Source organism: Klebsiella sp. WP8-S18-ESBL-06, from assembly GCF_014169755.1.
Classification (GTDB): Bacteria; Pseudomonadota; Gammaproteobacteria; order Enterobacterales; family Enterobacteriaceae; genus Kluyvera; species Kluyvera ascorbata_B.
In genome coordinates this window covers 3519131-3532540 of the sequence record NZ_AP022256.1, presented here as the reverse complement: position 1 = coordinate 3532540, position 13410 = coordinate 3519131, and the positions used below count along the sequence as shown (strand labels likewise).

The window sequence follows — 13410 nt, the reverse complement described above, 5'->3', positions numbered from 1 at the left end:
TTGATCACGCGGTGTGCTGATGGCAGGTTAAGGTCTGGCAATCGAGACGCACGACGCAAACAGCCTTCATCATGTCCTCCCGATAGTCAAAGGATTGCCCCGGCGCCGACTGACGCATGATCGCGTCCAGCCCGCGTATCATCTCTTCACGGTCATGTAAGATAGTCGCCCGGCCGCTGGCGATGATACTGGAATACGCGAAGCTAAAATCACAGGCCTCTGGTGCCGGAATTAACCCGTGATCGCCATCGATTTCAAGGCTGATGTGCGGGTCTTTACGCAGTAAACGCATCTTTTTTCCGGTGCGGGCACCGTGGAAAAAGAACGTCCAGCGTTCGTCCTCATAGGTATAACCAAAGTTGACCGGCACAATATACGGGCTGCGCTCGTCGTTAAGCGCGATGCGGCAAATTTGCTGGCGTTGAATCAGGGGAATGATTTTTTCTGCGGTGCTGATGATGCGTTCGGGATTGCTCATGATGGCTGTCTTATCACAAAGAAGGGGCCGGGCTGCAGGGGGACTACAGCCCGGCCGGATGATTAACCGTGTTTGTTTTTCAATTCAAAGCGCGGTGATACCAGACCGTACAGCGTCCAGCCGAGGAAGGTCACGATGGAACCGTACAGCATCGCTTCTTCGCCGGAAGAGAACAGGGCGTAGAAGCTGTACATCGCGCCGATAAACGCCACGATGTTAGCCATACGCGCTTTGCCCGCCGGTACGTTTGCCATTCGCTGGATAATCGCCAGCGCCGCCATCGACAGGATGTACGGAATGATGTTGGTCACCACCGCCAGGTTAACCAGTACGTTAAACTGGTTGTTCAGCGACGGGCTGATGGTCATCAGCGATAGGCCAGACTGAATAATCACAATCACCAGCATGCCTTTCACCGGTGCATCTGCATGGCTGACCTGTGAAAAGACTTTCGGGAAGTAGCCTTCGTCCGCAGAGGATTTGAAGACCTGGGCGATGGTGAACTGCCAGCCGAGCAGCGAACCGCAGCAGGACATCACCATCAGCGCCATGATCACTTTACCGACTTCCGGCGTGAACATCTGCGCAAAGGCCAGGCCAAACGGTGCGGTGGAGTTGGCCAGATCCATGTTTGGCACAATCCCGGCAATCACGTTGGTGGAAATGATGTAAATCACCGCAGCCCCCAACGTCCCGCCGAGTACGGCGATCGGGACGTTACGTTCCGGGTTTTCAACCACGTCGGCGTTGGCGCAGGCCGATTCCAGACCGAGGAAGGCCCACAGCGTCATGGCGATAGACGAGCCAACGGCGCTAAAGAACGGTACATGATGCGGGTTCCAGGATTCGACATACATGGTCGGGCTGAACCAGAACCAACCGATGACGCACAGGCCGACAACCGGGATAATCACCCCCCAGACGGTAATGCTGCTGATCTGCCCGGTAATACGTGCACCGCCAAAGTTGGCGACCGTACAGATCCACAGGACACCGATGGTGGCCAGCCCGATTTGCACCGGGCTCAGCGTGGCACCGAAGAGCTCGGTGCCGTAACCCACAGCGGAGATAGCAATCGCCACGTTGGCAATCAGCAGTGAAACCCCGTAGGTATAGTTGGCCATAAAGTTGCCAGACTTACCAAAGGCATACTCGGCGTAGCCGCCCATGCCCCCGGATTTCTTACTGAACATCCCGCACTTAGCGAAGGCCCAGGCCAGCGCCATCGAACCGACGGCGGTGACCAGCCAGGAGATAATGGAGATGGTGCCGACTTCAGCGAGTTTGGTGGGCAGCATAATGATACCGGAGCCCATCATGTTCACCATCGTCAGGATGGTGAGCTGAACAACACCCATCTTATTTTTGGCTGTGCTCATAATTTCTCCCCTTTCAGCAGCGCCGGTTGCGGCTGCTGAGTCTTAATCACGTTGCACCACACTTCTTTGCGGCCATCATGTTCCTGGATATATACCCCTTGCAGTTCTGGCGCGAAGCCCGGCAGCAGGTTGATCCCTTCTTCCAGCGCTTTGAAGTAGCGCAGTACGGAATCACCCCAGATTTCGCCCGGGACAACGCACAGCACGCCAGGAGGATACGGCAGAGCACCTTCTGCGGCGATTTTGCCTTCCGCCATGGACAGCGGCACCAAATCGACTTCGCCACGGATATAAGCGAAGTTGGCTTCCTGCGGGTTCATGCTGACGCGCGGGAAGTGTGATTTACGGAACATCTCTTTCTGCAGCTGTTTCACGTTATGGCGGGCGTACAGGTTATGCATTTCCTGGCACAGTTGGCGCAGGGTGTAGCCTTCGTAACGATCTTTATGCTGCCCGTACAGCGACGGCAGAACGTCTTTCAGCGGCGCATCGGCTTCCAGCAGCGTTTCAAAGCGCACCAACAGCGCAACCAGCTGCTGCAGTTTGGCCATATCTTCGGCCGGTGTCAGCAGGAACAGGATAGAGTTGAGGTCGCATTTTTCCGGCACTACGCCGTGTTCGCGCAGGTAGTTCGCCAGAATGGTTGCCGGTACGCCGAAGGTGTCGTATTCGCCGTTGCCGTCAATCCCCGGCGTGGTCAGCAGGAGTTTGCAAGGGTCGACGAAATACTGATGTTCGGCGTAGCCTTCAAAACCATGCCAGCGTTCGCCCGGTACGAAGTGGAAGAAGCGCAGATCGTTAGGGAAGGTGCGAATAAGCAGGTCATTTCTTCCAAAGCTGACTCGCTGATTAAAATTTCGCGGATCTGGGCCGATTTTTTTCCCGCAAACACATCGAATCAGCCTATTTAGGCTATTTTTTCCGCCATTTCTGGCGTTATTTCCGGTTTTTAGTGAGATCTCTCCCACTGACGTATCATTTGGTCCACCCGAAACAGGTTGGCCAGGGTGAATAACATCGCCAGTTGGTTATCATTTTTCAGCAGCCCCTTGTATCTGGCTTTCACGAAGCCGAACTGCCGCTTGATGATGCGAAACGGGTGCTCCACCCTGGCACGGATGCTGGCTTTCATGTATTCGATGTTGATGGCCGTTTTGTTCTTGCGCGGATGCTGCTTCAAGGTTTTTACCTTGCCGGGACGCTCGGCGATCAGCCAGTCCACATCCACCTCGGCCAGCTCCTCGCGCTGTGGCGCTCCTTGGTAGCCGGCATCGGCTGAGACAAATTGCTCCTCTCCATGAAGCAGATTACTCAGCTGATTGAGGTCATGCTCGTTGGCCGCGGTGGTGACTAGGCTGTGGGTCAGGCCACTCTTGGCATCGACACCAATGTGGGCCTTCATGCCAAAGTGCCACTGATTGCCTTTCTTGGTCTGATGCATCTCCGGATCGCGTTGCTGCTCTTTGTTCTTGGTAGAGCTGGGTGCCTCAATGATGGTGGCATCCACCAAAGTGCCTTGGGTCATCATGACGCCTGCTTCGGCCAGCCAGCGATTGATGGTCTTGAACAATTGACGGGCCAGTTGATGCTGCTCGAGCAGGTGGCGGAAATTCATGATGGTGGTGCGATCCGGCAGGGCGCTATCCAGGGATAATCGGGCAAACAGGCGCATGGAGGCGATTTCGTACAGGGCATCTTCCATGGCACCGTCGCTCAGGTTGTACCAATGCTGCATGCAGTGAATACGCAGCATGGTCTCCAGCGGATAGGGCCGTCGGCCATTGCCCGCCTTGGGATAAAACGGCTCGATGACAGCGGTCATATTCTGCCATGGCAGAATATGCTCCATGCGGGAGAGGAAAATCTCTTTTCGGGTCTGACGGCGCTTAGTGCTGAATTCACTATCGGCGAAGGTGAGTTGATGGCTCATGATGTCCCTCTGGGATGCGCTCCGGATGAACATGATGATCTCATATCAGGAACTTGTTCGCACCTTCCCTAACTGAATGACCGCCAGACGGAACGGGCGCTCGTTGCGCGCGCGGTTCGGTGCAACTTCGGCAACCAGCTCACGCAGGTAGCGTTCTTCGAAGCAGTGGGCATCAATACCGCCGATAAAGCCGTACGGGTTACGTGCGGTTTCCAGATACACCGGCGTTGCACCAGCCTGCAGCAGCGCGCCGTGGTGGTTTGATTTGTGGTTATTACGGTCAAACAGCACCAAATCGCCCGGGGTCAGCAGCGCATTCAGCACCACCTTGTTAGACGAAGAGGTCCCGTTCAGTACGAAGTAGGTTTTATCCGCGTTAAAGACTTTGGCTGCGTGCTGTTGGGCAATGCACGGTGCGCCTTCGTGGATCAGCAGGTCACCCATCGCGACGTCGGCGTTGCACAGGTCAGAGCGGAAAAGCGTTTCACCAAAGTATTCAACGAATTGGTTACCGGCAGGGTGACGGCGGAAGAATTCACCGCCCTGGTGCCCCGGGCAGTCAAATGCGCTGTTGCCCTGTGCTACGTAGTCGACCAGTGCGCTGAAGAACGGCGGGCGCAGATTCACTTCATATTTGTGCGCAGCGGCTTCCAGCTGGCGGCCGTAGAAGTCGTTACGGGTTTCATCGTGCTCAAATACCCCTTGAATACGTGAGAGATATTCAGAAGGAACGATTTGATCTTTATTAATAGCAATGAAGACGGGCAGGTTATAACCCGTGGCATCTATTTCATCGAGTTTACCGCACTCAACGTCTTCAATTGATAATACGGCGGCCGCGACATCAATAAAGTGGGTGTCACAGGTGTTGATAATACTGCGCTGGGTAGTAAAGCAGTCCGGGCATGAACGACTTACGGCAATTTTTAATTCAGACATTTTTCGACTCTTCATTTTAGGTAATAGCAGTCCGTCAATTACTCGAAAGAGAAATTGATATCGCCGGAAAAAAAGCAAGACGATCCCGCTGACAATAAAATCAGGGCGTTGCTTTTTTCAGAATATGGCAAACCCTACCGGTCCGGTGGCCGGAAGAAACAGGTTTGTCAGAGCGAGCGCTGGCAGCAGGCGGTATGCCTGTATTTACAAGGAAATACTGCGAGGCGCCCGAAGTCGGAAGACTTATCGGGCGTTAAAGAAGTGAAAGTCGAAGCTATTACGGTGGGCAAACATCATAATATGTGTTGTCCGCCGGATATGGGGCATTTGTCGGTTATTGTTTTCCATTTCGTATCCCTCCGATGAATATCTTAAGGCGGAGTCATTTTATCTCTGATAAGGCGTAAAACTGTGAGGTTGATCAACAATAGGAGATCATTCATAAAATAATCAATTATTGGTAGGTGGTGTGCCAGGATAAAATGCTGTTTTGTTGAGATGTTGTAAACAACTTGTATTTTATTTATTTAAAGTAGAATTAAGCCACGCCATTTAAATATGCGGGTGGCTTACGTTAATTCTTAATAAAATAAGTATGTGATAGTAGGGTTATTATGAATAATTATTCATAACATAAAACGATAGCCAATACCGGTTTCGGTTAATAAATGCTGAGGGCGCGCGGGATCGATTTCCAACTTCTGGCGAAGGTGCCCCATATAAATGCGCAAATAATGACTATGTTCCACCGCATTCGGCCCCCACACCTGGCTCAGTAGCTGCCGTTGAGTGAGCACTTTTCCAGCATTGTTGAGTAACACCGCCAGCAGGCGGAACTCAATAGGGGTGAGGTGAATTTCTTCACTGTCGCGGGTTATGCGTCGTGAAGCCAGGTCCACGGTGATATCAGAGAAGGTCACTTGTGGATCGTGCGGCTGCGTGCTGGCATGGCGGCGCAGGGCCACGCGCAGTCGTGCCTGAAGCTCGCCGATGCCAAATGGTTTACTCAGATAGTCGTCGGCGCCGGCGTCCAGTGCGGCAATTTTATCGTGTTCTTCGCTGCGTGCGGACAGCACAATAATCGGCACCGGGCTCCACTGGCGAATATCGCGGATAAAATCGAGACCGTCACCGTCGGGCAGGCCAAGGTCAAGGATCACTAAATCCGGCTTACGCGTCGCCGCTTCCAGCAGACCGCGTTGCAGGGTATCGGCATCGAACACGCTCAGGTCTTCTGCTTCCAGCGCGGTGCGCAGAAAACGGCGGATAGCCTGTTCATCTTCAACAATCAGAACGCTGGTCACAGCTCCTCGGGTCCCTCTTCAAGTTCAGGTGGTTTTTCTAGTGGAAGTGTAACACGAAAACAGGCTCCCCCTTCCGGGCGGTTGCTGGCCGACAGCGTGCCGCCGTGGATCTCAACGATTGCCTGGCAAATGGCCAGACCTAGCCCGACGCCGGGAATCGCCGACTCTTTGTTGCCGCGGGCAAATTTGGCGAAAATTAGCTGCTCCTGGCCGAGAGGAATACCCGGCCCGCTGTCCCAGACGTCGAGCAGCAGACGGTTATTCTCAGTGGTGGTGCGAATGCCGATTTGTGCCTCGCTGCCTGCGTACTTCACGGCGTTTTCCAGCAGATTGTTCAGCACCCGCTCGAATAACGGTCCATCGAGGTGGACCAGCATGAGCGGGTCGGGTAGGGCGAGCGCGATCCGGCGGCCGCCGAGCGTGGGCTCTAGCGTGCGCAGCGCGCTGCCGACGACCTCTTCCAGCGTCAGCCATTCCTTATGAAGATTAAACCCGCCGGACTGAATGCGCGCCATATCCAGCAGGTTATTGACCAGCCGCGTGGTGTTCAGCACGTGCTGGCGAATTTCGTTTGCCTGTGGCGCGTAGGGCGAGCCGCTGCTGGCCAGATCGAGCGTCAAAATTTCCGCCTGTCCGAACAGCACGGTTAGCGGCGTGCGCAGATCGTGCGACAGAGCGGCCAGTAGGGAGTTGCGCAGGCTTTCACGTTCGCTGATAAGCCTGGACTGCTCCTCGCTTGCCGTCAGCGCCAGCCGCTCCAGCGCGCTGGCGACCAGCAGGGTGAACGTTTCCAGCAGCCGCTGTTGTTCCGGCACCATTAACTGGCGCAGATTATTGGGTTCCACCACCACCAGCCCGTGGGTTTTATCGGCGCTGCGCAGCGGCAGAATCAGATAAGGTACGCCGGGGAGGGTATCGGTTCCGGCCCCGGCGGGCAGCCCTTTGTCAAAACTCCAGTGGGCAATGGCTTCATCCCACGGCGTCATGCCCTCCTGATGGTTAAGCGCCGCCAGCTTACCGTGCTCATCCGGCAGCAGTACCTGGCTGCGGGCGTGGAACGTCGAGCGGATATACTGCTCGCAGGTCACGGCGATATCGCGGGCATTACGCCCGACCGCCAGCGTTTTGGACATCTCGTAGAGGTGTCGCGTTCGCTGCTCGCGGTAGCGGGCAACGCGTGCCTGGTAACGTACTCCAGCGGTCAGATTACCGATCACCAGCCCCACCGTCAGCATGACCCCGAAGGTCAACAGATACTGTACGTCGGACACGGCCAGGGTGCCGCGCGGCGCCACGAACACTAAGTCAAAGCTCACGACGTTGATGACCGTGGCCAGCACCGAGGGCCAGCGGCCGTAGAACAGGGCCACGATCACCACGCCGAGCAGGTAGAGCATGACGAGGTTGGCGGCTTCAAAGGCCACCAGCCACTGCGCGGCAATAAAGGTAATGGCCGCGCACAGCGCGAGCGCCACCGCGCAGCCGCGAATCTGTACGCGCCATTTATCCCGCCATGGCCGCCGATCGTGCGGGCGATCCGGCAGAGGCAGCGGCGTTTCATCCACGCCGATAACCAGCAGATCCAACTCTGGAGCATGGCGTGAGAGGCGATCGCCGAAGCGTTCGCCGCGCCACCATTGACGCTTTTGTTGGCGACCAATCACAATTTTGCCGAGATTATGCTCGCGGGCGTAGCGAATCACCGCGGCTTCTTCGGAGGGATCGGAGAGCGTAGCGGTTTCAGCTCCCAGCTCCTGCGCCAGGCGCAGCGATTTAAGGATTGCCCGTCGCTGAGGTTCCGGCAAACGGTGCAGCGCAGGGGTCTCGACGTAAACCGCGTGCCAGGCGCTGCCCAGACGAGCAGCCAGGCGGGCAGCGGTACGCACCAGCTTCTCGCTACCGGCATGGTGGCCGATGCACAGCAGAATGGCATCGTGGGTATGCCAGACTTTTTCCTGCCCCTGCGCGTCACGCCAGGCGCGCATTTGATCGTCCACGCGTTCGGCGGTGCGGCGCAGCGCCAGTTCGCGCAGGGCAATCAGGTTCCCTTTACGGAAGAAATTTTCGATGGCCCGCTCGGCCTGGCCGGCAAGATAGACCTTGCCTTCATTCAGCCGCTGGCGCAGATCGTCGGGCGGTAGATCCACCAGCACCACTTCATCTGCGGCGTCAAAGAAGGGATCGGGTACCGTTTCCCGCACCTGAATCCCGGTTACCCCACTGACCACGTCGTTGAGGCTCTCAAGGTGCTGAACATTGACGGTGGTAAACACATCAATTCCGGCGTCCAGCAGTTCATCGATATCCTGCCAGCGTTTAGGGTGACGTGAACCGGGGGCATTGCTGTGGGCCAGCTCATCCATCAGCACCAGCGCCGGGCGACGGGCGAGGGCTGCGTCGAGGTCAAACTCGCTGACGTAGCGGCCGCGATAGGCGGTGCGCTTTGGTGGCAGCATGCTCAGGCCGTTGAGCATCGCGGCGGTTTCTTTACGTCCGTGGGTTTCGACCACGCCCGCCAGCACGTCCAGCCCCTGTGCGCGCAGCCGCTGCGCCTCAGCCAGCATGGCCCAGGTTTTACCGACCCCGGCGCAGGCGCCGAAGAAAATCTTCAGCTTGCCGCGGTGCGCATCGGCGGTTTGTTCCAGCAGGCGATCCGGGTCAGGACGCAGCGGCTCATCGGTCATCATTAATTATCCTTGTGGGCATCCAGCGCCATATTCAGCTCAACAATATTTACCACAGGTTGACCGAGAAAGCCGAGCAGCGGCTTATGGGTTGCGGCCTGAACCTGCTGCATGAGCCACTGCGGCGAAAGGTGGCGCGCTTTGGCAATGCGCGGTACCTGCCATAACGCAGCGGCGGGCGTCAGGTGTGGGTCTAGTCCGCTGGCGGATGCGGTCACCAGTTCAACCGGAACCCGGCTGCTGGCGTCCGGATTGGCAGCACGTAGCGCGGCAATTCGGTCGGTAAACAGCTTATCCAGCGCCGGGTTACTGCCCGCCAGGTTACTACCGCCGGAGGCCATCGGGTTATCCGGCGTATCGGCGGTGGCGGAAGGGCGGCCCTGGAAATAACCAGGATCGGTAAAGGACTGGCCGGTAAGCCGCGAGCCGCGAATATCGGTATGGTCAAAAATCAGCGAGCCGTTAGCCTGAGTATGGAACAACCACTGCCCCAGCGCGGTGGTCACGAGCGGATAAATACCGCCGGTGATAACCGCGAGGAACAGGAAGATAACAACGGCAGGACGCAATGCAGACATGGTTTTTTCCTCACACCAGACCCAGCAGGGTTAACAGTAAATCAATGAGTTTGATGCCAATAAACGGCACTACCAGCCCGCCGGCGCCGTAAATCCACAGGTTGCGGCGTAGCATTGCTGATGCCGACAGCGGGCGGTAGCTCACCCCTTTTAGCGCCAGCGGCAGCAGGAACACGATGATCAGCGCGTTAAAAATGACGGCGCTGAGAATCGCAGAGTCCGGCGAGTGCAGACGCATAATGTTCAGCACTCCCAGCTGCGGCCAACTGGCGGCAAAGGCGGCGGGAATAATGGCGAAGTATTTCGCCACGTCGTTGGCGATACTGAACGTGGTCAGCGAGCCGCGGGTCATCAGCATTTGCTTGCCAATGTGCACCACCTCAATCAATTTGGTCGGGTTAGAGTCCAGGTCGACCATATTGCCCGCCTCTTTGGCCGCCTGAGTCCCGGAATTCATTGCCACCGCAACGTCGGCCTGGGCTAACGCCGGGGCGTCGTTGGTGCCGTCGCCGGTCATTGCCACCATGCGGCCTTCGGACTGGTACTGGCGAATCAATGCCAGCTTGGCTTCTGGCGTGGCTTCAGCAAGGAAGTCGTCAACGCCCGCTTCGGCGGCGATGGCCGCGGCGGTCAGCCGGTTGTCGCCGGTGATCATCACCGTTTTAATGCCCATCTTACGCAGTTGAGCGAAGCGTTCTTTAATACCGCCTTTGACAATATCCTTCAGCGCTATGACCCCAAGCACGCGCGCGCCTTCGGCGACGACCAGCGGCGTGGCACCAAGGCTCGCGACGCTTTCCACTTTCTGTTCGACATCAAGCGGGAAGCGGCCGCCGTTGCTTTCAATATGACGGCGAATAGCATCAACGGAACCTTTGCGAATCATACGGTTGTCGATGTTTATCCCGCTCATCCGGCTCTGTGCGGTAAACGGGACGAAGGTCGCGTGCAGCGCCTGCACGTCGCGTTCGCGCAGGTTGAAGCGCTGTTTTGCCAGCACCACGATGCTGCGTCCTTCCGGGGTTTCATCCGCCAGCGATGACAGCTGAGCGGCATCGGCCAGCGTTTTTTCGTCTACGCCTTGTGCTGGAAGGAACTGCGATGCCTGGCGGTTGCCCAGCGTAATAGTGCCGGTTTTATCCAGCAGCAGCACGTCGACATCGCCCGCCGCTTCCACGGCGCGACCGCTGGTGGCGATAACGTTAGCGCCCAGCATGCGACTCATCCCGGCAACGCCGATAGCCGATAGCAGACCACCAATGGTGGTGGGGATCAGGCATACCAACAGCGCGACCAGCACGGTGACGCTTATTGGCGTACCGCTCCAGGCGGAGAACGGCCAGATGGTGGCGGTCGCCAGCAGGAAGACGATAGTCAGCGCCACCAGCAAAATGGTCAGGGCAATTTCGTTCGGCGTCTTACGACGCTGCGCACCTTCCACCATCGCAATCATGCGATCGAGGAACGTCTCCCCCGGGTTGACGCTACAGCGCACCACCAGCCAGTCGGAGAGGATGCGCGTCCCGCCGGTGACCGAGGCGAAGTCGCCACCGGATTCACGAATAACCGGTGCGGATTCGCCGGTAATGGCGCTTTCGTCTACCGATGCGCCACCCTCGATGACTTCGCCGTCGCAGGGAATAATGCCGCCTGCTTCAACCAGCACCACGTCGCCTTTGCGCAGATCGTCGGCCGGGATGTGATCCATTGCGGCACCGTAGCGAGCCTCACGCAATTTGCGGGCAAAAGCCGTTTTTTTGACCCCTTTCAGGCTGTTGGCCTGCGCCTTACTGCGGCCTTCGGCCATGGCTTCGGCAAAGTTGGCAAACAGTACGGTAAACCACAGCCACAGGGCGATGGCGCTACTAAAGCCCACGTTGCCAGGCAGGGCACCCAGCGCCATGGCGGCGGCCAGCGCGCTGGTCAGCACGCTGCCAATCCAGACGATAAACATGACCGGATTACGCCACTGCACGGTGGGGCTGAGTTTTTTCACGGCGTCGATCAACGCCTGGCGAACCAGAGACGGTTCAAACAGGCCCAGTTGTTTGCGACTCATAACCAATTGCTCCGCATGACTCAAAACAGGGAAAGATGTTCCGCTACCGGGCCAATCGCCAGGGCGGGAATAAAGGTCAGTGCGCCCACCAGCAGCACGGTGCCGATCAGCAGGCCAATAAACAGGGCATCGTGTGTCGCCAGCGTGCCTGGCGTAGCGGGCTGGATTTTTTTATTCACCAGCGAACCGGCAATTGCCAGCACCGGGAGAATCACGCCGAAGCGGCCGACAAACATGCACACCGCCATCAGGCAGTTCCAGAATGGCGTGTTGGCGCTTAAGCCCGCGAAGGCGCTGCCGTTGTTATTCGCGGCCGACGAAACGGCATACAGCACCTCGCTAAAGCCGTGCGAACCGGGGTTGGCCATGGCGCTACGTCCGGCATCGGTCATCATCGCCAGCGCGGTGCCGAGCAGCACCAGCGTTGGGGTGACCAGAATCGCCAGCGCGGTCATTTTCATCTCCGGTACGTCGATTTTTTTGCCGAGGTATTCGGGGGTGCGACCAATCATCAGCCCGGCGATAAACACCGCCAGCAGGACGAACAGCAGCATGCCGTACAGACCGGAGCCCACGCCGCCGAAGACCACTTCACCAATCTGCATCAGCCACAGCGGGATCATGCCGCCCAGCGCGGTAAAGGAGTCATGCATAGCGTTTACCGCACCGCAGGAGGCTGCGGTTGTCACCACCGCGTACAGGCTGCTGGCAAGGATGCCGAAGCGGCTCTCTTTCCCTTCCATATTGATACTGCTGTCGGCACCGAACGCGAGCAGGTGTGGGTTACCGCGGGTTTCCGCCCACATCACCACCGCCACGCAGACCACGAAAATAATCGTCATCGCCCACAGAATCGCCCGGCCCTGGCGGTTGTCGCCTACCGACTCGCCGAAAGCAAAGCACAGCGCCGCCGGGATCAGGAAGATCGCCAGCATCTGCACGAAGTTGGTCAGCGCCGTCGGGTTTTCAAAGGGGTGTGAAGAGTTAGCGTTAAAGAACCCGCCGCCGTTGGTGCCCAGCATTTTAATGGCCTCCTGTGAGGCGACGGGGCCCATCGGCAGCAGCTGATGCGCACCTTCCAGCGTGGTAAACGGCTGGTAGGGCAGGAAGTTCTGTAACGTGCCTTGCTGAATAAAGAACAGCGCCAACAGCAGTGAAATGGGCAGCAGCAGCCACAGGGTAATACGGGTGATATCGACCCACGCGTTACCCAGCGTACTGACGCTATGGCGGGCAAAAGCGCGCACCAACGCAAACAGCACGGCGATGCCGGTGGCGGCAGAGAGGAAATTCTGTACCGTCAGACCAGCCATCTGGCTGAAATAGCTTAGCGTGGTTTCACCGCTGTACGACTGCCAGTTGGTGTTGCTGACGAAGCTCACGGCGGTGTTCAGCGCCAGGTGCCATGACAGGCCCGGCAGCTGCTGTGGGTTAAGCGGCAGATAGCCTTGCAGCATTAGCATGGCAAACAACGCCGCCAGACCGCAAAGGTTCAGCAGTACGATGGCCATGGCATAGCGTCGCCAGCTCATTTCCTGGCCGGAAATGCCGAGGATGCGCCACAGAACGCTTTCCGTCCGGGCCAGACCCGGCAGCGGCGCATTGCCGATCATCGTCGCCAGCATCTTGCCGAGCGGACGAGCGAGAATAAACAGCACCAGCAGGAAGCTGGCAACGAGTAGAAATCCCTGAGCAGCCATCACAGCGCCTCCGCCTTCAAAAGGGCATAAACCAGATACGCCAGTAACAGGAACACCAGCACCACGCCGGCTATTACGCCTGTAGTCACAATCCACCTCCGGACGATTGAGTTATTGCGCTAAGCGTAGGTTTTCAGGTGCAAAGATTTCGCAAAAATTGCCGGGCGGGGTGTAAAAAAAGTATAAAAATAACAAATCCACAATTTAACTAATGGTTAGTATTAATTTAACAATCACGTAACTAAGTTACGCGGTGAATGTAAATAAACACAAAACAAACCGAAATTAGTGGTCGGATGAGTAGTAAAATTACACAAAAAGCGGTACGATTTTAAACAGATTACCAAGCATGATTTTCC

The 13410-nt window shown here is 57.1% G+C and carries 10 protein-coding genes and 2 pseudogenes; all 12 read right to left on the bottom strand.

The window, feature by feature from the left end; all coding sequences use genetic code 11:
* Nucleotides 1–4 precede the first annotated feature (4 nt).
* Nucleotides 5–478, bottom strand: a complete 474-nt coding sequence (locus H7R76_RS16900) for a pyridoxamine 5'-phosphate oxidase family protein (RefSeq protein WP_106924661.1) — start codon at nt 476–478, stop codon at nt 5–7.
* Nucleotides 479–540: 62 nt separating this feature from the next.
* Entirely contained in the window at nt 541–1857 is a 1317-nt protein-coding gene (gene potE, locus H7R76_RS16895) for a putrescine-ornithine antiporter (protein ID WP_106924660.1), read from the bottom strand.
* Nucleotides 1854–2717: pseudogene (locus H7R76_RS16890) on the bottom strand (Orn/Lys/Arg family decarboxylase); the annotation flags it as partial. The pseudogene H7R76_RS16890 and the gene potE, both read right to left, overlap by 4 nt.
* Before the next feature lie 89 nt (nt 2718–2806).
* On the bottom strand, nt 2807–3787 hold the full coding sequence (locus tag H7R76_RS16885; protein ID WP_182918900.1) for an IS5-like element ISKpn26 family transposase: 981 nt from the start codon (nt 3785–3787) through the stop codon (nt 2807–2809).
* A gap of 66 nt (nt 3788–3853) precedes the next feature.
* Nucleotides 3854–4726 (bottom strand): annotated as a pseudogene (locus H7R76_RS16880) (Orn/Lys/Arg decarboxylase N-terminal domain-containing protein); the annotation flags it as partial.
* Between the two features lie 243 nt (nt 4727–4969).
* Nucleotides 4970–5074 carry a leader peptide SpeFL gene (speFL, locus tag H7R76_RS16875; protein WP_106924658.1) on the bottom strand — a complete coding sequence of 35 codons (105 nt, stop codon included), beginning with the start codon at nt 5072–5074 and terminating at the stop codon, nt 4970–4972.
* A 278-nt stretch (nt 5075–5352) separates the two neighbouring features.
* The gene (gene kdpE / locus H7R76_RS16870) at nt 5353–6030 is read right to left on the bottom strand and encodes a two-component system response regulator KdpE (protein WP_182965892.1); all 678 of its coding nucleotides are present in this window, start codon (nt 6028–6030) and stop codon (nt 5353–5355) included.
* Nucleotides 6027–8714 (bottom strand): two-component system sensor histidine kinase KdpD, encoded by a 2688-nt coding sequence (kdpD, locus tag H7R76_RS16865; protein WP_182968021.1) that lies wholly within the window; start codon nt 8712–8714, stop codon nt 6027–6029. Before kdpD ends, kdpE begins: the two co-directional genes overlap by 4 nt.
* Before the next feature lie 2 nt (nt 8715–8716).
* Nucleotides 8717–9292 (bottom strand): potassium-transporting ATPase subunit KdpC, encoded by a 576-nt coding sequence (gene kdpC, locus H7R76_RS16860; protein ID WP_106924656.1) that lies wholly within the window; start codon nt 9290–9292, stop codon nt 8717–8719.
* A gap of 10 nt (nt 9293–9302) precedes the next feature.
* The gene (gene kdpB, locus H7R76_RS16855) at nt 9303–11351 is read right to left on the bottom strand and encodes a potassium-transporting ATPase subunit KdpB (RefSeq protein WP_182965890.1); all 2049 of its coding nucleotides are present in this window, start codon (nt 11349–11351) and stop codon (nt 9303–9305) included.
* 20 nt (nt 11352–11371) lie between these two features.
* The gene (kdpA, locus tag H7R76_RS16850) at nt 11372–13051 is read right to left on the bottom strand and encodes a potassium-transporting ATPase subunit KdpA (RefSeq protein ID WP_182968019.1); all 1680 of its coding nucleotides are present in this window, start codon (nt 13049–13051) and stop codon (nt 11372–11374) included.
* Nucleotides 13051–13140 (bottom strand): K(+)-transporting ATPase subunit F, encoded by a 90-nt coding sequence (gene kdpF / locus H7R76_RS16845; RefSeq protein ID WP_077625464.1) that lies wholly within the window; start codon nt 13138–13140, stop codon nt 13051–13053. The genes kdpA and kdpF overlap by 1 nt, the downstream gene beginning before the upstream one ends.
* Nucleotides 13141–13410 lie beyond the last annotated feature (270 nt).